Here is a 17,479-nt window from a genome sequence, read left to right as displayed (position 1 = left end):
TCCGAGGGGGATCAGGTGTCGAAGTCGACCGTCAGCGTCTCGGACACCGGGAACGTCTGGCAGGTGAGGACGTAGCCCGCGTCGACCTCGGACGGTTCCAGGGCGAAGTTGCGGCGCATGTCGGCCTTGCCGTCGGTGATCTGGGCCCGGCAGGTGCCGCAGACCCCGCCCTTGCAGGCGAAGGGCAGGTCGGGGCGGGTCTGCTGGGCGCCTTCGAGGAGGGTGCGGTCGCGGGGCAACGGGGCCGTGGTGGAGCGGCCGTCGAGGGTGACGGTGACCTGGCTGACCGGGCCCAAGGGGCCGGTCTCGGCGTGGCGGACCTCGCGGACGGGCTCGTCGTCGGCGTAGAACAGCTCCTGGTGGACGCGGTCGGCGGGGACGCCGAGGCCGGTGAGGATCTGCTGGGCGGCGCGGACCATGCCGTGCGGGCCGCACAGCCACCAGTGGTCGGCCGACTCCACGTCGATCAGCGCGCCGACGAGGGCGGAGAGCCGCTCGGCGTCGAGCCGGCCGGAGAGCACCTCGGCCTCGCGGGGCTCGCGGGAGAGGACGTGGGCGAGCTGGAACCGTGTCGGGTAGAGGTCCTTCAGGTCGGCGAGTTCGTCGGCGAACATCACCGTGCCGGTGCGGCGGTTGCCGTAGAGGAGGGTGACGCGCGAGCGGGAGTCGGCGGCCAGGACGGACTCGGCGATGGAGACCATGGGGGTGATGCCGGAGCCGGCGGCGATCAGGACGTGGTGGCCGGGTGCGGTGAGGTCGGGGGTGAAGGCGCCGGTGGGCGCCATGACCTCCACTGTGTCGCCGGGGCGGACGTCCCGCACCAGCCAGGAGGAGAACAGGCCGCCCGGCACCACCCGGACACCGATGCGCGGCGCCGTGCCGGCCGGGGCGCAGATCGAGTACGAGCGGCGCTCGTCCCGGCCGTCGACGTCGCGGCGCAGGGTGAGCGACTGGCCGGGCGCGAAGGTGAACTCCTCGGCCAGTTCGTCCGGGATGTCGAAACTCACGGCTGCCGCGTCCTCGCACAGCGGCTGCACGGCCGCGACCCGCAGGGCGTGGAAGACCGGACGTCGGCGGGCACGGGGGCGTGCGGCCGGGGCGGGGGCCGGCTCCATCAGGTCCTCCATCAGATCTCCTTGACGTACTCGAACGGCTCGCGGCAGGCGAGGCAGCGCCACAGGGACTTGCAGGACGTGGCGCCGAAGCGGGAGGTCTCCTCGGTGTCGGGGTGACCGCAGCGCGGGCAGGGCACCGAGCGGCGGGTCGGCGACAGCACGAGCGGGACCGGTCCGGCGGGGCGGGCGGGCGCGGCGCCGGGCGGGGCGATGCCGTGCTCGGCGAGCTTGCGCCGGCCCTCCGCCGTGATCCAGTCGCTGCTCCACGGCGGGTCGAGGACCGTGCGGATCGTCACGCGCGCGTACCCCGCCTCACGCAGCCGGGCGGCGACGCCCGCGCGCATCTCGGCCATCGCCGGGCAGCCCGAGTAGGTCGGGGTCAGGCTCGCGACCACCGTGCCGTCCGGGGCGAGGGTCACCTCGCGCAGCACACCGAGGTCGGCCAGGGTGAGCATGGGCAGTTCGGGGTCGGGCACCTGCTCGGCGATGCGCCGGGCCCGTCGCTCGTCCAGGAGTGCCGTCACCATGTCGCCTCCGGGTGGGCGCGAGCCACACCCTGCAACTCGGCGAGGAGCGGGGCGAGATGCTCGGTGTGGTCGCCGGTGCGGCCCGAGCCGGGCAGGGGGCGGTAGACCGGCATGGGCAGCCCCGCCGCCTCGGTGACCTGGCGGAGGACCGCGACGACCTCGTCGCGGACGTCGTACGCCGTGAACAACTCGCCCAGGTAGGGCGCCACCTGCTCCTGCGCCTTGCGCATCCGGCGGTGCGACTCCTCGGTGCCGTCGCCCAGGCGCACGGCCCACTCGGCCGCGTACTGACGGTGGTAGGCCAGCTCTTTCACGCCCTTGGCGGCGATGGCCGCGAGCACCGGGTCGCGGTGCGCGGTGAGCCGCTCGAAGTGCGCGAGGCGCCAGCTGGCGAACACCAGCAGCCGCACGATGGAGAACGCGAAGTCGCCGTTGGGCAGTTCGGCCAGGCGTACATTGCGGAAGTCGCCGGCGTCGCGGAAGTAGGCGAAGGCGTCCTCGTCGCGGCCGGTGCCGTCGGTCTGGCCCGCGCGGGAGTAGAGCAGGCGGGCCTGGCCGAGCAGGTCGAGCCCGATGTTGGCCAGCGCGACCTCCTCCTCCAGCTCGGGGGCGCGCGTGGTCCACTCGGCGAGCCGCTGCGCGGAGACCAGGGCGTCATCGGCCAGGGTGACGCAGAGGGCGGCCAGTTCACCGGCGTCCACGTCGTCGGGCACGGCGGTGTCGACGCCGTGCAGGGGATCCTCGAAGCCGGTGCCGTAGGCCCAGCGGGTGTCGTCCTCATGTCCCTCGGCGAGGGTCAGGTAGACGTGGTCGTCGCTCATGCCCTCTCCTTCAGATGTGCGGGACGTCGTCGGGGATGTCGTAGAAGGTCGGGTGGCGGTAGACCTTGTCGGCGCTGGGTTCGAAGAAGGGGTCCTTCTCGTCGCGGGTGGAGGCGGCGATGTGCTCCGAGCGCACGACCCAGATGGACACGCCCTCGTTACGGCGGGTGTACAGGTCGCGGGCGTGGGTGAGGGCCATGCGGTCGTCGGCGGCGTGCAGCGATCCCACGTGGACGTGGTTCAGGCCGCGCTTGCCCCGTACGAACACCTCGTACAGCGGCCAGTCCTGCTTGTCGGCGGTCATGCCACCGCTCCCTTCCGCTCGCGGGACGCCTGCTTGGCGGCGTGGGCGGTAGCCGCCTCGCGCATCCAGGCGCCCTCCTCGTGGGCCGTGCGGCGCCGTTCCATCCGCTGGTCGTTGCACGGGCCGTCGCCCTTGATGACCCGCATCAGCTCGTCCCAGTCGGGCGTGCCGAAGTCGTGGTGTCCCCGCTCCTCGTTCCAGCGCAGCTCCGGATCGGGGAGCGTCACGCCGAGCTTCTCGGCCTGGGGCACGGTCATGTCGACGAAGCGCCGGCGCAGTTCGTCGTTGCTGTGCCGCTTGATCTTCCAGGCCATGGACTGCGCGGAGTTGGGTGAGGCGTCGTCGGGCGGGCCGAACATCATCAGCGACGGCCACCACCAGCGGTTCACGGCGTCCTGCACCATCTCGCGCTGCTCCGCGGTGCCGCGCATCATCGTCATCAGCAGCTCGTAACCCTGCCGCTGGTGGAACGACTCCTCCTTGCAGATCCGCACCATGGCGCGCGCGTACGGCCCGTAGGAGGAGCGGCACAGCGGCACCTGGTTGCAGATCGCGGCGCCGTCCACGAACCAGCCGATCACGCCGACGTCGGCGAAGCTGAGCGTCGGGTAGTTGAAGATCGACGAGTACTTCTGGCGGCCCTCGATGAGCCGCTCGGTCAGGTCCGCGCGGTCGGCGCCCAGCGTCTCCGCCGCCGAGTACAGGTACAGCCCGTGCCCGGCCTCGTCCTGGACCTTGGCGAACAGGATGGCCTTGCGGCGCAGCGAGGGGGCGCGGGTGATCCACTCGCCCTCGGGCTGCAAGCCGATGATCTCCGAGTGCGCGTGCTGTGCGATCTGCCGGATCAGCGTCTTCCGGTAGCCCTCCGGCATCCAGTCGCGCGGCTCGATCCGCTGGTCCCGCGCGATCGTCGCGTCGAAGTGCTGCTGGAGATCCGGCTCGGCGCCGTCCGCCCCCGGGGGGCTGGAGTGTGTCGTGTCCATCCGTCCCACTTCCCAACCGACCATTCGTTCGGTACATCGTATGACAAGGCGCCGCGCCTTGGTAAGACCCCGGCCCTTGACAGGCGCCGAGGCGAGTTGATTACTTGGCGGCACCGAAGCTAACCGAATGTTCGGTCGGGCTACAAGGCGGTGCGAGAAGTGAGTCATACGGCTGACGCGACACCCCCGGCGGAGGCGATGTTCGCCGCGGACGAGGCTTCACGCGGGCTCGGCATCGAGCTGCTGGAGCAGGGCGAGGGGACCGCCGTCCTGCGCATGACCGTGACCCGCGCGATGGTGAACGGGCACGGCATCGCCCACGGCGGATACGTCTTCCTGCTCGCCGACACCGCGTTCGCCTGCGCCTGCAACAGCCACGGTCCGGTGACCGTCGCGGCCGGCGCCGACATCACCTTCGTGGCCCCGGCTCACCAGGTGACGAGCTCGTGGCGCGGGCCGAGGAACGCACCCGGTTCGGGCGCAGCGGCCTGTACGACGTGAGCGTCCGGCGGGGCGACGAGGTGATCGCCGAGTTCCGGGGCCGCAGCCGGAGCATCAGGAGCACGAGGCCGGAGGAGTCCTGAATGACCAGCGAGACGACAGCCTCCCGGGCCCCTGAACCGACGCGGCGGCGACTCGGCGAACCGCTCCCCCACGACCTTCTCGACGACGGTGAGCGGCTGACCCGTGAGCAGCTGCGCGAGCTCCAGCTCGACCGTCTGCGCAGCAGCCTCCGGCACGCCTACGACAACGTGGAGGCGTACCGGAAGAAGTTCGACGCGGCCGGGGTCTCCCCCGACGACTGCCGCTCGCTGGAGGATCTGTCCCGCTTCCCCTTCACCACGAAGGCCGACCTGCGGGACACCTACCCCTTCGGCATGTTCGCCGTGCCCATGGACCGGGTGCGGCGGGTGCACGCCTCCAGCGGCACCACCGGCCGCCCCACGGTGGTCGGCTACACGGAGAACGACCTGTCGATGTGGGCGGACCTCGTCGCCCGCTCGATCCGCGCCGCGGGCGGGCGGCCGGGCCACAAGGTGCACGTCTCCTACGGGTACGGCCTGTTCACCGGCGGCCTCGGCGCGCACTACGGGGCGGAGCGCGCCGGGTGTCTGGTGATCCCGGCATCCGGGGGCATGACCGCGCGCCAGGTGCAGATCATCCAGGACTTCCGGCCCGAGATCATCATGGTCACCCCGTCCTACATGCTCACGCTGCTCGACGAGTTCGAGCGGCAGGGGATCGACCCGCGCGGCAGCAGTCTCCGGGTGGGTGTGTTCGGTGCCGAGCCGTGGACGGAGGAGATGCGCCGCGAGATCGAGGAGCGGACGGACATCCACGCCGTCGACATATACGGCCTGTCCGAGGTGATCGGCCCGGGCGTCGCCCAGGAGTGCGTGGAGACCAAGGACGGCCTGCACGTGTGGGAGGACCACTTCTACCCCGAGGTCGTCGACCCGGTCACCGGTGAGGTGCTGCCCGAGGGCGAGGAGGGTGAACTGGTCTTCACGTCCCTGACCAAGGAGGCCCTGCCAGTCGTCCGCTACCGCACCCGTGATCTGACGCGGCTGCTGCCCGGCACGGTCCGGCCCGCTTTCCGCCGCATCGAGAAGATCACCGGCCGCTGCGACGACATGATCATCCTGCGCGGGGTCAACGTCTTCCCCAGCCAGATCGAGGAGATCGTGCTGCGCACGCCCGGCGTCGCCCCGCACTTCCAGATCCGGCTGACCCGGCGTGGCCGCCTGGACCACATGACCGTCCGCGTCGAGACCCGCCCCGGCGCCGGCCCCGAGCAGCGCGAGGCCGCGGCCGCGACGATCGCCGGGGCCGTCAAGGACGGCATCGGGATCACCGCCGAGGTCGAGATCGTCGAGCCGGAGACGCTGGAGCGTTCCCTCGGCAAGCTCCGCCGGGTGAAGGACCTGCGCGAGGGCTGAGCCGGTGCGGCCGCCGCGCCCTCAGGAGCAGCACTTCGCCTCGGACACCGGGGCGGGAACGTCCGGGCCGGAAGCCTCCGGCTCCGCGCCTGACGCGGCCGGTTTGCGGATGAGGAGCAGGGCCGCGTCGTCGTGCAGCCGCCCGCCCACATGGGCCAGCAGTTCCTCGTGGAGCGCGTCGAGGGTGCGGGCCGGCTCCTGGGAGACGTGCCGCTCCAGGCCCTCGGCGAGGGGGTAGAAGGCCCGGCCGCCGTCGCGGGCCTCGGTGACCCCGTCGGTGTAGAGCAGCAGCTGGTCCCCGTCGGCGAAGGGGAGCGTGTGGAGTCCCGGGGTGTGTCCCGTGAGGTCGCGCAGGCCCAGGGGCGGGGCCGGGTGCGCGGGCTCCACCGCGGTGATGCTCCCCGAGGCGCGCACCAGCAGCGGGGGCGCGTGCCCGCAGTTCACCACTTCCAGATGCCCTTCCCGCGGGTACCCGGCGACCACGGCGGTGACGAAGTCGTCGCGACCGAGGTTGCGGGCGAGGCTCCGCTCGATGCGGTCGACCACGGCGAGGAGATCGGGCTCGTCATGGGCGGCCTCACGGAAGACCCCGAGCACCAGCGCGGCGGTCCCGACGGCGGGCAGCCCCTTGCCGCGCACGTCACCGACGATCAGCCGCACTCCGTGCGGGGTGGGTATCAGGGCGTAGAGGTCACCGCCGATACGGGCCTCGGCCGCCGCCGCGCTGTAGCGGACGGCCGCCTGGAACGGCCCTATCGTCGCCGGCACCGGCTTGAGCAGGGCGTGCTGTGCCGTCTCGGCGACGGACCGGACGGCGGCCAGCACCCGCTCCCGGCGTCCGCGCAGCACACCGGCCAGGCCGCTCGCGAGCGTGACGGCGATCAGGGCGGACAGCACGGCGGCCAGTTCACGGCCCGGCACTCCGTCACGGACCCCGAGCGTCGCGCCGAGGCCCACGGCGAGGACACCGACGCAGAGGACCCCGCGCGGCCCGTTGGTCGTGGCCGCGAGGGCGGGCCCGGCCGCGAGCAGGGGCAGCCAGATCATCCCCGCCCCGCCGACGAGGTCGGCGGACACGACGGCGGCGACGACCAGGACGGGCAGGACGGGAGCGCCGACGGCCAGCCGCGCGGCGACGCGCCTGCGGGCCGAAGCCCCGGGACCGGCCACTCGGTTGCCGGACGGCCGTACCGGCCGGTGGTCGACGCCATGGTTACGGGCTTGACTCATGTCTGGGTCCGCAGTCCTCACCTGTGCGCGGGGCACGTCCGTGAAATGTCGCTTTCGTCCAGAGAACGGGATGAGCGAGGGCACCGGCAAGGAGCGGGTTTTCAAATAGTGAACGAGGGGGTTCCTCGTCACGTCGTGAGCGAGAGAGTCCTGGTCACGCGGCTCGCGGTCGGGAGCAGGCGCTCGCGGATCTCCGGCAGCCGGGAGAGCCGGTGGGACGGCAGAGAGACACCGAGGGAGCCGACCACGTCCCCGCTGTACACCGGGACGGCGACGCAGACCGTGCCGAGGGCGTACTCCTCCAGGTCCGTGATGGCCGGTGCCAGGGGCGGGGCCTCCAGCCGGCGCAGGAGCTCCGGGAGGCTGGTGATCGTCCGTGGGGTGAGGTCGGCGAGGTGGTGCCGGGAGAGGTAGTCCTGCCGGGCGTCCTCGTCCAGTTCCCGCAGGACGGACTTGCCCAGTGCGGTGGCGTGCCCCGCGTCCTCGAAGCCCACCCAGAGATCGACCCGGGGCGTCCCCGGTCCGTCGACGATCTCAGCGACCCTGATCTCGCCGTCCTCGTAGAAGGTGAGGTAGGCGGCGGTGGCGAGTTCGTCCCGCAGCGCGGCGAGGGTGGGCCGGACCCGGCTGAGCAGCGCCTGCGCGCGGCCGGTGGACTGCAGGGTCTGCAGTTTGTCGCCGAGGACGAAGCCGCCGTCGTCCAGCTTCCGCACGTACCCGTCGTGCACCAGGGTCCGCAGCAGGTGGTAGGCGGTGGCCAGGGGCAGGTCCGTCTCGCGTGCCAGCTGCTTGGCCGGCGCGCCGTTGTCATGCGCGCTCACCGCCTCCAGCAGCCGCATGGCCCGCTGGACGGAGCTGATGAGCGTAGGGCCGTCTTGCGCACCCATAGGAACAGCGTGCGTCAGGCGTACGTCCCGGGCAAGGGGAGGCCGGCGGACCGGCAGGGACGGGCCGCCGTCGCACCGCACGGCGGCCGGGAAACCCGCGCGGGCCGGGTGCCGTCTCGTCTCATGGCGCCGGAGTGGCGGGCCTCTGCCTGCGGGCGCCCCGGGGCGGTGCCTCCGTGGACGCGCGGACGACGAGGCCGACCGGCGGGTCGTGCGGCGGCGGCAGGTCCGACTCCGGCTGCTCGTAGCCCGCACAGCAGCCGGATCCCCTCCTGTGCCACCGCGTCGAACGGCTGCCGCACCGTGGTCAGCGGCAAAGTGGCGTAGGCGGCCACGGGGATGTCGGCGAAGCCCACCACCGATGTCGTCCGGCACGCGCAACCCGGTCTCCGTCAGGGCGCGGACGACGCCGACGGCCATGTCGTCGTTGGCCTCGAACACGGCCGTGCAGTCGCCGAGGGCGGCGAGCTCGCGGCCCGCCGCGCGGCCGGACGCGGCCGACCAGTCGCCGTGCAGCAGGGCCGGCTGCGCGATGCCGCGGGCGGCGAGGGCGCCACGCCGGCTCTCCAGCCGGTCCCGGGCGGCGAACCACCGCTGCGGCCGGCGAGGTGGTCAGCGTTCCACACCCCCGAAACGCACCGAACCCCCGCGCGGTGCCCGGCCCGGTGCGTCGCCGCCTCGCGGCCCGCTCCCGGTGGTCCGCTCCGCGTGGCCCGCGTGGACGCGTCCGGAGGTGCACCGACCGGAACGGCCGGAGGCCCTGGATTGGGACGGAAGTCTCGCGTATCCGTTCGGCCGGAAGCGGACGACCGCCGCGAAACGCCGCCGTGGTCCTTCACGGCCCTCCCGGGACGGGCGACCATGCCGTGTCATGGACATCTTGCTCGTCGCCAGCGCGTTCAACAGCCTGTCCCAACGTGTGTTCGCCGAACTGTCGGACGAGGGGCACCACGTGGACGTCGTGCTCGCCTCGCACGGCCCTGACGCCGTCCGGGCCGCCGTACGCGAGACGGGCCCGGAGCTGATCGTCGCCCCGATGCTGAAGTCGGCCCTGCCGGAGGACGTGTGGCGGGAGCACACCTGTCTGATCGTGCACCCGGGGCCACCCGGCGACCGGGGCCCGTCGTCGCTGGACTGGGCGATCGCCGAGGGCGCGTCGGAGTGGGGCGTCACGGTGCTTCAGGCCGAGGCCGCCATGGACGCCGGGGACGTGTGGGCGGACGCCACCTTCACGGTGCCGCCGACGGGCAAGAGCGACCTGTACCGCAACGAGGTCGCGGACGCAGCCACGGCCGCCGTGCTGCTGGCCGTGCGGCGCTACGCCGACGGTTCCTACAAACCGCGCCCGCAGAGCGAGCCCGGGGTCCATGTGGTGTGGCGGGACTTCTTCCGCCAGCAGCAGCGGCGCATCGACTGGGAGAACGACGACACGGCGGCGGTGCTGCGCAAGCTCCGCGGGGCCGACTCGCAGCCCGGCGTCCGGGACGAGATCTGCGGCCGGGAGGTGTTCCTGCACGGCGGGCACCCCGAGGACCGGCTGCGCGGGGAGCCCGGGGAGCTGCTCGCGACCCGGGCCGGCGCGCTCTGCCGGGCCACCCGGGACGGCGCGGTGTGGATCCCGGAACTGCGCCCCCGCAAGAGCTCCGGTGACCCGGCCCCCTTCCGTCGCCCCGCGGCCTCGGTGCTCGCCGGCTTCCCCGCCCCGCCCGGCAGCGGCCCGGGCATGCCCGGTTCGCAGGACCGCCCGTACTGGCTGCCCGAGATCGCCGCCCCGCTCGAACTGCCCCCGGACCGCGCCACCTGGTCCGACATCCGCTACCGGCAGCGCGGCCCCGTCGGCTTCCTGAGCTTCTCGTTCCCCGGCGGGGCGATGAGCACCACCCACTGCCGCAGGCTGCTCGCCGCCTGGCGCTACGCGCTCACCCGCCCCACCTCGGTGCTGGTGCTCGGCGGCGCACGTGACTTCTTCTCCAACGGCATCCATCTCAACGTCATCGAGGCGTCGAGTGATCCGGCGGTCGAGTCCTGGTCCAACCTCAACGCCATGAACGACCTGGTCAAGGCGGTGCTGCGGACCACGGACCGGCTGGTGGTGGCGGCCCTCGGCGGCAACGCGGCCGCCGGCGGCGTCATGCTCGCCCTGGCCGCCGACGAGGTCTGGTGCCGCACGGGCAGCGTCCTCAACCCGCACTACCGGAACATGGGCCTGTACGGGTCGGAGTACTGGACGTACTCGCTGCCCCGCCGGGTGGGCGCCGAGACGGCCGAGCGGCTGACGACCGAGGCCTTGCCGGTGAGCGCCGCGAGCGCCGGGCGGATCGGTCTGGTGGACCGTCTGGTGCCGGCAGGGCCCCAGGAGTTCGCCGCCGAGGTCGAGCGGCTGGCCGGCGACCTGGCCGGCGACCCGGATCTGCCGCGCCGGATCACCGCCAAGGCCACGGCGCGTCACGCGGACGAGCTCCACCGGCCCCTCGCCGAGTACCGGCGGGCCGAACTCGCCCGCATGCGTGCCGTCTTCGACGACCCCGGGGCGCCGTACCACGCGCTGCGGTCGGCGTTCGTCCGGAAGCTCCCGAACAGCTCCGCCCGGCCGCTGGCCACGGGAGGAGCGAAGTGAGCGCGCGGCTGCTCGTGGCGGGTGTCGGCAACATCTTCCTCGCGGACGACGCCTTCGGCCCCGAGGTCGTCCGCGCCCTGGACCGGCACCCGCTGCCGCCGGAGGTGCGGGTGCGGGACTTCGGCATCCGCGGCATGGACCTGGCCTACGAGCTGCTCGACGGCTACCACACGGCCGTCCTGGTCGACGCTGCCGTGCGGGGGCACACGGCGGGCACGCTGTCGCTGATCGAGCCGGACCTGCCCCGGTCCCCCACCACGGGCGCCCCGCCGGAGGCGCACGGCATGGACCCGGCGAAGGTCCTGGCCCTGGCCGCCCACCTGGGCGACGAGCCGCTCCCCCGCGTCCTGGTGCTGGCCTGCGAGCCCGAGCTGCGGGCCCCCGCCGACGAGGACATCGCCCCCGGCATGAGCGCGACGGTGCGGGAGGCGGTGGGGCGGGCCGTGCGGGCGCTGCACACGATGGTGCCCGTGCTGCTCGCGGACCCGGCGGCCACGCCCCCGTTGAGCCGCCCGGACGAATCCGCCGACCTGTCCCCGGCCGGGCTGCAGGGCCCGGTGAGCGGCGGCGCGGAGGATCGGTAGCGGAACGATTTCCCTACCGACGCGCGAGGAGCGGCGCCCATGTGCGATTCCGTGAACGAGGTCACCCGGGCCGTCCTGGCCAAGAACGACGGGCTGGCCGCGGGCCTGCGCGAGGAGCTGGCCCGGCGCGGAGTGAGCGTGGTCAACCTGCTGTCCAGCCCAGGCAGCGGCAAGACGGAACTGCTCGGGCGGGTGCTGGCCAGGGCGGTGGAGCAGAGCCTTCCGGTGGCCGCGCTCACCGCCGACCTGGCGACCGAGAACGACGCCGACCGGCTGGCCCGTTCGGGAGCCCCGGTGAAGCAGCTCCTGACGGACGGGCTGTGCCACCTGGAGGCGCGGCAGCTGCGCGGTCACGTGGAGAGCTGGCTGCCCGAGGGGACCTCGCTGCTGTTCGTCGAGAACGTCGGCAACCTCGTCTGCCCCGCGTCCTACGACCTCGGCGAGAGCCTGCGGATCGTGCTCATGGCGGTGACGGAGGGCGAGGACAAGCCCCTCAAGTACCCCACGGCCTTCGGGTCCGCCCACCTGGTGGTGCTGACGAAGACCGATCTGGCCGGACCGGCCGGGTTCGACGAGGCGGCGTTCGAGACGAACGTCCAGCGGGTCAACCCCGGGGTGGAGGTGGTGCGGTCCTGCGCCCGCACCGGCACCGGCGTCGACGCCCTTCTGGAGCGGGTGCTCGGCGTCCTGGACGGGTCCCCCGCCCACCGGCCGCCCCTGGCGCCCCGCCCGCACACCCACAGCCACGAGGGCGCCGAAGCCGGCCTCGTATCGTGACGGCGCCCGCCGCCCGGGCGGTGCGCCGTCGCGTCACCGTGCGGGGCACCGTGCAGGGTGTGGGGTTCCGCCCGTTCGTGCACCGCCTCGCCACGGAGCTCGCGCTCACCGGTTTCGTGGGCAATACGGCGAGCGGCGTCCTCATCGAGGTGGAGGGCCCGCCGGACGGCGTCTCCGACTTCTGCGACCGGCTGGCCGAGCAGCCGCCGCCGCTGGCCACCGTCACCGGCATGGGCTTCGAGGACCTGCCCGCGACGGGCACCGGCGGCACCTTCGACATCCGCTCCACCGACCGCTCCCCCGGCAGCACCCTGCTCCCGCCCGACACGGCGACCTGCCCGGACTGCCTGCGGGAGCTGGGCGATCCCTCCGACCGCCGGCACCGGCACCCGTTCGTCACCTGCACGCACTGCGGCCCCCGCTTCACCATCGCCACGGGCATGCCGTACGACCGGGCGGTCACGACCATGTCCGGTTTCCCGATGTGCGCGGGGTGCGCCCGGGAGTACGGCGACCCCCTCGACCGTCGCTTCCACGCCCAGCCCGTGGCCTGCCCCGACTGCGGCCCCCGGCTCACTCTGGTGCCCGCGTCCGGGAGCGGGGTCCGCCCGGCCCGGGATGGCGAAGCCCTGGCGTCGGCACGGGCGTTGCTGGCGGCCGGGCGGATCGTCGCCGTCAAGGGCCTCGGCGGCTACCACCTGGCCTGCGACGCGGCCGACGCACGGGCCGTCGGCACCCTGCGCACCCGCAAGGCACGCGGCGGCAAGCCGTTCGCGGTGATGTGCGCGGGCCTAGACGAGGTACGGCGCATCGCCCTGCTCTCCTCGTCCGAACGGGCCGCGCTCACCGGCGCCCGCCGCCCCATCGTCCTGCTGCGCCGGCGCCCGGAGGCGAACGGCCTCGCGCCCGGCGTCTGCCCCGGCAGTCCGCACCTCGGCGTGATGCTGCCCTACACGCCCCTGCACACCCTGCTGTTCGGCCTGCCCGGTGACCCGCCCGGCCCGCGCGTGCTGGTCATGACCAGCGGCAACCGTTCCGGGGAGCCGATCGTCACGGACGACGACGAGGCGCTGGGCCGGCTGGCCGGGCTGGCCGACGCCTGGCTGGCCCACGACCGGCCCATCGCCTCCCCCTGCGACGACTCCCTGCTGCGGGTGCGGCCCGAGGGCACCGAACAGGTGCTGCGCCGCTCGCGGGGCTTCGTGCCCCGTCCGCTGCGGCTTCCGGTGCCGGTGCGGCCCGCCCTCGCCGTGGGCGGTGACCTGAAGAACGCTCTGTGCCTCGCAGCGGGCGACCAGGCCTGGTTCGGCCCGCACATCGGCGACATGGGCGACCTGACCACCCTGGAGGCGGCCCGGAGGGCGGACGCGCACCTGCGGGCCCTCACCGGCGTGAGCCCCGAACTGGTCGCCGCCGACCGGCACCCCGGGTACCACTCGACGCGGTGGGCCGCCCGACTGGCCGGGCACGCCCCCGCACTGGTCCAGCACCATCACGCGCACATCGCCTCCGCGATGGCCGAGCACGGCCTCGACGGCACCACCCCCGTGATCGGCGTCGCGTTCGACGGCACGGGCTACGGCGACGACGGCACCGTCTGGGGCGGCGAGGTCCTCCTCGCCGACTACACCGGCTTCCGCCGCTACGCCCACCTCGCCCCCGCCCCGCTGCCCGGTGGCGACGCGGGGGTCGCCAACCCCTGCCGTCTGGCCCTGGCCCGGCTGTGGGCGGCGGGACTGCCGTGGGACGCGGACCTGCCGTGCGTGACCGCCTGCGCACCGGACGAACTCGGCCTGCTCGAACGGCAGTTGTCCGGAGGTCTGGCGTGTGTGGCGACCTCCAGCATGGGCCGGCTCTTCGACGCCGTGTCCTCGCTCGTGGGCGTGTGCCACCGCGCGGGGTACGAGGCCCAGGCCGCGCTGGAGCTGGAGGCGGCGGCCGCTTCGGCGTGGGACGCCGACGGGTCGGCGTACGCCTTCGCCGGGGATCTCGACCCGGCACCCGTGCTCGGCGCGCTGATCGCCGGTCTGCGGCGCGGCACACCGGCCGCCGTACTCGCGGCCCGCTTCCACCGAGGCGTGGCGCGGACGGTGGCGGAGATCTGCCGGCGTGCGCGTCAGGACACCGGCCTGGCCACCGTCGCCCTCAGCGGCGGGGTGTTCGCCAACGCGCTGCTGGAGGAGGAGTGCGCGCGGCTGCTGTCCGAAGACGGTTTCGCGGTGCTCCGGCACGGCGAAGTCCCGCCGAACGACGGCGGGCTGGCCCTCGGCCAGCTGGTGGTCGCGGCGCACCTACGACAGGAGGAGTGACCCATGTGTTTGGCAGTGCCCGGCAAGGTCGTGTCCATCGACGACAGCGCCGACCCGCTCACCGGGCTGATCGACTTCGGCGGTGTGCAGAAACAGGCGTGTCTGGAGTACGTGTCCGACGTGAAGGTGGGTGAGTACGTGATCGTGCACGTCGGTTTCGCGCTCCAGCGCCTGGACGAGGAGTCGGCCCTGGCGTCCCTGCGGCTGTTCGAGGAACTGGGGCTGCTGGAGGAGGAGTTCGGGGACGCCTGGGAGCAGGCGGCCAAGGAGGCGGGCACCGCCGCGGTGACGGAGCCCCAGGACAGCGGGAGTGAGGCCCGGTGAAGTACATCGACGAGTTCAACGACCCCCAGCTGGCGCGGCGCCTGCTGGACGAGATCCGTGCCACCGCCACCCGGCCCTGGGCCCTGATGGAGGTGTGCGGCGGGCAGACCCACTCGATCATCCGGCACGGCATCGACCAACTGCTCCCCGAACAGGTCGAGTTGATCCACGGGCCCGGCTGTCCGGTCTGTGTCACGCCGCTGGAGGTCATCGACCAGGCGCTGGAGATCGCCTCGCGGCCCGGGGTGATCTTCTGCTCCTTCGGCGACATGCTGCGGGTGCCGGGCACCGACCGCGACCTGTTCCGGGTCAAGGGCGAGGGCGGCGACGTACGGGTGGTGTACTCGCCGCTGGACGCCCTGGAACTGGCCCGCCGCAACCCGGACCGGGAGGTGGTGTTCTTCGCGATCGGCTTCGAGACCACCGCCCCGGCCAACGCGATGGCCGTGCACCAGGCGCGTCGCCTGGGCCTGACCAACTTCAGCCTGCTGGTGTCGCACGTGCGGGTACCCCCGGCCGTCGAGGCGATCATGACGGCGCCCGAGTGCCGCGTGCAGGGCTTCCTGGCCGCCGGGCACGTGTGCAGTGTGATGGGGATGGCCGAGTACCCGGAGCTCGCCGAGCGGTTCCGCGTGCCGTTGGTGGTGACCGGGTTCGAGCCGCTGGACATCCTGGAGGGCATCCGCCGGGCGGTCCGCCAGCTGGAGCGCGGGGAGCACCGGGTGGAGAACGCCTACCCGCGCGCCGTACGCGAAGAGGGCAACCCGGCCGCGGTGCGCATGATCGAGGAGGTCTTCGAGGTCACCGACCGGTCCTGGCGGGGCATCGGGCGGATCCCCGGCAGCGGCTGGCGCCTGACCGACGCCTTCCGGGCGTACGACGCGGAGCACCGCTTCGACGTCGGCGGGATCCGCACCGAGGAGCCCGCCGAATGCCGGGCCGGCGAGGTGCTCCAGGGCCTGATCAAGCCGACCGAGTGCGCCGCGTTCGGCACCACCTGCACCCCGCGCACCCCGCTCGGCGCCACCATGGTCTCCAGCGAGGGCGCCTGCGCGGCGTACTACCTCTACCGACGGATGAACGCCCCGGCACAGCAGGCCGGCGGGGCCGTGCGGCAGGAGGTGACCCCCGTTGTCTGAGCGACTCGCCGATGTGGTCGACCCGGCCAACTGGACCTGCCCCGCACCGCTGCGCGACCAGGGGGTGGTGGTCATGGGGCACGGCGGCGGGGGTGCGCTGTCGGCGGAGCTGATGGAGCAGATCTTCACCCCGGCCTACGGCAATGCCACCCTGGCCGGGCTCGGCGACTCCGCCGTCCTCGAACTGGGCGGCGCGCGGCTGGCCTTCTCCACCGACTCCTACGTGGTCCGGCCGCTGTTCTTCCCCGGCGGCTGCCTCGGGGACCTCGCGGTCAACGGCACCGTCAACGACCTCGCCATGAGCGGCGCCCGGCCCGCGTACCTGTCCGCCGCCTTCGTCCTGGAGGAGGGCGTGGAGCTGTCGGTCGTCGAGCGGATCGCACGCTCGATGGGGGCGGCTGCCGAGGCCGCCGGGGTCACGATCGCCACGGGTGACACCAAGGTGGTGGAGTCCGGGCACGGCGACGGGGTGTACGTCACCACCGCCGGGGTCGGGCTCGTGCCGGACGAGGTGGACATCCGGCCCCAGCGTGCCCGGCCCGGGGACGCGGTCATCGTCAGCGGGCCCATCGGGCTGCACGGCGTGGCGATCATGAGCGTCCGGGAGGGCCTGGAGTTCGGGGTGGAGGTCGCCAGCGACACCGCGCCGCTGGCGGATCTGGTGGCGGCCATGCTGGCCGTCACGCCGGACGTCCATGTGCTGCGCGATCCCACCAGGGGCGGCCTGGGCGCCTCGCTGAACGAGATCGCCCGCGCCTCCGGGACCGGTGTCCGGCTGCAGGAGAGGGCGATCCCGGTGCCGGACGCGGTGGCGAACGCCTGCGGTTTCCTCGGGCTCGATCCGCTGTACGTCGCCAACGAGGGGCGGCTGGTGGCCTTCGTTCCCCCTGCGGAGGCGGAGGAGGTGCTGGCGGCCATGCGGGCCCATCCGCAGGGTGCCGGGGCGGCACGGATCGGCGAGTGCGTCGCCGAGCACCCGGGCATGGTGGTGGTCGCCACCGGACTCGGCGGGACGCGGGTGGTGGACCTCCCCCTCGGGGAGCAGCTGCCGCGTATCTGCTGACCACCGGACAGCAGGAGGGTCCCGCCGGTCCGCCGGCGGGACCCTCCTGCTGTCTACGCCGGAACCGGCTCGATCCCGGCGATCTCCAGCTCCCGGCCGCTGCGCAGGTCGCTGGAGGGCTGGTCGCAGCGCGGGCACCAGAAGAACGGGGGCATGCCCACCGCGAACTCCTCGGCGCACGGGCCGCACCAGGCCTGCGCGGGGACCTGCTCGACGACGAGCCGTGCCCCTGCGAGGGACGTACCGTCACGGGCCACCTCGAAGGCGAAGTCCAGGGCGTCGGGGACGACGCCCGCCAGCTCGCCGACCCGGACGGTCACCTTCGAGACGGCGTCCGTCCCGTCCGCCCGGGCCAGCTCGCCGGCCCGCTCGATGATCGCGGTCGCGATCGACAGTTCGTGCACGGCCGGCTCACGGGTAGCGGCGGCCGGCGCGGAACCCGCCCGCCATCCGCCAGATCCGCATCTCGCGCCTCAGACTGGGCCACTCCCAGCACAGCAGGGCCAGGGCCGCGCCGCCCACCAGGACGGCCTCGGTCTTCAGCACCCGCTGCCCGCTCATCCCGCCCCGCCTGCGCATGACGGTGCTGCGTGCTCGTTTCATTGCGGCGACTCCCTGCTCGTTCGCATCACGGTGTTCATCCCGGCGAGATGTTCGGCATGGTCTCGACGAGGGCGTCATGCCGCTTCCAGTGGATCCCCGTGGAGCGGCGCGCGTCGGCGGTGCCGTCCACGTGGTGCCCCTTCTGCCGCTCGCGCGGTCCCTTGTTGCCCTGGTGCATCCCGACGATGTGCCGGGGCGTGTCGGGCTTCGCCTGAGGCCGGCCCACTCTGATGCTGCCCATGGGGTGCTCTCCTTT

The 17,479-nt window shown here is 73.4% G+C and carries 18 protein-coding genes and 2 pseudogenes; 9 read left to right on the top strand and 11 right to left on the bottom strand.

The genetic code is table 11. The features are described from left to right. Positions 1-11: 11 nt before the first annotated feature. From paaE to paaA, 5 genes are read right to left on the bottom strand one after another with little or no spacing between them, the layout of a single operon-like run. Positions 12-1,127 (bottom strand): 1,2-phenylacetyl-CoA epoxidase subunit PaaE, encoded by a 1,116-nt coding sequence (gene paaE / locus AB0937_RS06345; RefSeq protein WP_366709849.1) that lies wholly within the window; start codon positions 1,125-1,127, stop codon positions 12-14. After that, positions 1,127-1,642, bottom strand: coding sequence for a 1,2-phenylacetyl-CoA epoxidase subunit PaaD (gene paaD / locus AB0937_RS06340; RefSeq protein WP_366709848.1), 516 nt, complete (start codon positions 1,640-1,642; stop codon positions 1,127-1,129). Before paaD ends, paaE begins: the two co-directional genes overlap by 1 nt. Then, positions 1,636-2,463, bottom strand: coding sequence for a 1,2-phenylacetyl-CoA epoxidase subunit PaaC (gene paaC / locus AB0937_RS06335; RefSeq protein ID WP_366709846.1), 828 nt, complete (start codon positions 2,461-2,463; stop codon positions 1,636-1,638). The genes paaD and paaC overlap by 7 nt, the downstream gene beginning before the upstream one ends. A gap of 10 nt (positions 2,464-2,473) precedes the next feature. Then, the gene (gene paaB / locus AB0937_RS06330; RefSeq protein ID WP_031142175.1) at positions 2,474-2,767 is read right to left on the bottom strand and encodes a 1,2-phenylacetyl-CoA epoxidase subunit PaaB; all 294 of its coding nucleotides are present in this window, start codon (positions 2,765-2,767) and stop codon (positions 2,474-2,476) included. Next, a complete protein-coding gene (paaA, locus tag AB0937_RS06325) occupies positions 2,764-3,750 on the bottom strand; it encodes a 1,2-phenylacetyl-CoA epoxidase subunit PaaA (protein WP_366709845.1) in 987 nt (328 codons plus the stop codon). Before paaA ends, paaB begins: the two co-directional genes overlap by 4 nt. Positions 3,751-3,948: 198 nt before the next feature. Here paaA and paaI point away from each other — a divergent pair. Both paaI and paaK read left to right on the top strand, forming a co-directional pair. Further along, positions 3,949-4,334: pseudogene (paaI, locus tag AB0937_RS06320) on the top strand (hydroxyphenylacetyl-CoA thioesterase PaaI). Beyond that, complete coding sequence (gene paaK, locus AB0937_RS06315; RefSeq protein WP_366709844.1) at positions 4,335-5,690, top strand: phenylacetate--CoA ligase PaaK; 1,356 nt, start codon at positions 4,335-4,337, stop codon at positions 5,688-5,690. It begins immediately after the preceding pseudogene. 21 nt (positions 5,691-5,711) lie between these two features. On the opposite strand, the gene AB0937_RS06310 is transcribed toward paaK, so the two are convergent. From AB0937_RS06310 to AB0937_RS06300, 3 genes and pseudogenes are all read right to left on the bottom strand, one after another. After that, positions 5,712-6,920 carry a PP2C family protein-serine/threonine phosphatase gene (locus tag AB0937_RS06310; RefSeq protein ID WP_366709842.1) on the bottom strand — a complete coding sequence of 403 codons (1,209 nt, stop codon included), beginning with the start codon at positions 6,918-6,920 and terminating at the stop codon, positions 5,712-5,714. A 128-nt stretch (positions 6,921-7,048) separates the two neighbouring features. Further along, positions 7,049-7,807 carry an IclR family transcriptional regulator gene (locus AB0937_RS06305; protein WP_366709840.1) on the bottom strand — a complete coding sequence of 253 codons (759 nt, stop codon included), beginning with the start codon at positions 7,805-7,807 and terminating at the stop codon, positions 7,049-7,051. A gap of 121 nt (positions 7,808-7,928) precedes the next feature. After that, positions 7,929-8,407 (bottom strand): annotated as a pseudogene (locus AB0937_RS06300) (substrate-binding domain-containing protein); the annotation flags it as partial. Positions 8,408-8,678: 271 nt separating this feature from the next. On the opposite strand from AB0937_RS06300, the gene AB0937_RS06295 reads away from it, so the two are divergent. Genes AB0937_RS06295 through hypE form a run of 7 tightly spaced genes read left to right on the top strand, consistent with a single transcriptional unit; the run spans position 8,679 to position 16,620 of the window. After that, a complete protein-coding gene (locus AB0937_RS06295) occupies positions 8,679-10,424 on the top strand; it encodes an enoyl-CoA hydratase-related protein (protein ID WP_366709838.1) in 1,746 nt (581 codons plus the stop codon). Further along, entirely contained in the window at positions 10,421-11,008 is a 588-nt protein-coding gene (locus AB0937_RS06290; protein WP_366709836.1) for a hydrogenase maturation protease, read from the top strand. Before AB0937_RS06295 ends, AB0937_RS06290 begins: the two co-directional genes overlap by 4 nt. A 39-nt stretch (positions 11,009-11,047) precedes the next feature. After that, complete coding sequence (gene hypB, locus AB0937_RS06285) at positions 11,048-11,785, top strand: hydrogenase nickel incorporation protein HypB (protein ID WP_366709835.1); 738 nt, start codon at positions 11,048-11,050, stop codon at positions 11,783-11,785. Then, a complete protein-coding gene (gene hypF / locus AB0937_RS06280; RefSeq protein ID WP_366709834.1) occupies positions 11,782-14,094 on the top strand; it encodes a carbamoyltransferase HypF in 2,313 nt (770 codons plus the stop codon). The genes hypB and hypF overlap by 4 nt, the downstream gene beginning before the upstream one ends. 3 nt (positions 14,095-14,097) lie before the next feature. Beyond that, a complete protein-coding gene (locus AB0937_RS06275) occupies positions 14,098-14,418 on the top strand; it encodes a HypC/HybG/HupF family hydrogenase formation chaperone (RefSeq protein ID WP_366709832.1) in 321 nt (106 codons plus the stop codon). Then, complete coding sequence (gene hypD, locus AB0937_RS06270; RefSeq protein WP_366709830.1) at positions 14,415-15,557, top strand: hydrogenase formation protein HypD; 1,143 nt, start codon at positions 14,415-14,417, stop codon at positions 15,555-15,557. Before AB0937_RS06275 ends, hypD begins: the two co-directional genes overlap by 4 nt. Further along, entirely contained in the window at positions 15,550-16,620 is a 1,071-nt protein-coding gene (hypE, locus tag AB0937_RS06265) for a hydrogenase expression/formation protein HypE (protein ID WP_366709828.1), read from the top strand. The genes hypD and hypE overlap by 8 nt, the downstream gene beginning before the upstream one ends. 53 nt (positions 16,621-16,673) lie before the next feature. Here hypE and hypA read toward each other — a convergent pair whose 3' ends face one another. Genes hypA through AB0937_RS06250 form a run of 3 tightly spaced genes read right to left on the bottom strand, consistent with a single transcriptional unit; the run spans position 16,674 to position 17,464 of the window. Next, positions 16,674-17,024, bottom strand: coding sequence for a hydrogenase maturation nickel metallochaperone HypA (gene hypA, locus AB0937_RS06260; protein WP_366709827.1), 351 nt, complete (start codon positions 17,022-17,024; stop codon positions 16,674-16,676). 7 nt (positions 17,025-17,031) lie between these two features. Next, positions 17,032-17,223 (bottom strand): hypothetical protein, encoded by a 192-nt coding sequence (locus tag AB0937_RS06255; RefSeq protein WP_366709825.1) that lies wholly within the window; start codon positions 17,221-17,223, stop codon positions 17,032-17,034. A gap of 34 nt (positions 17,224-17,257) precedes the next feature. After that, positions 17,258-17,464: a hypothetical protein gene (locus tag AB0937_RS06250; protein WP_366709824.1), complete on the bottom strand. Its 207-nt coding sequence runs from the start codon at positions 17,462-17,464 to the stop codon at positions 17,258-17,260. Positions 17,465-17,479: the final 15 nt, after the last annotated feature.

Source organism: Streptomyces sp. NPDC047880 (assembly GCF_040706515.1).
Classification (GTDB): domain Bacteria; phylum Actinomycetota; class Actinomycetes; order Streptomycetales; family Streptomycetaceae; genus Streptomyces.
Note: the sequence above shows the minus strand (reverse complement) of the source record. Positions and strands in the feature narration are given on the sequence as shown.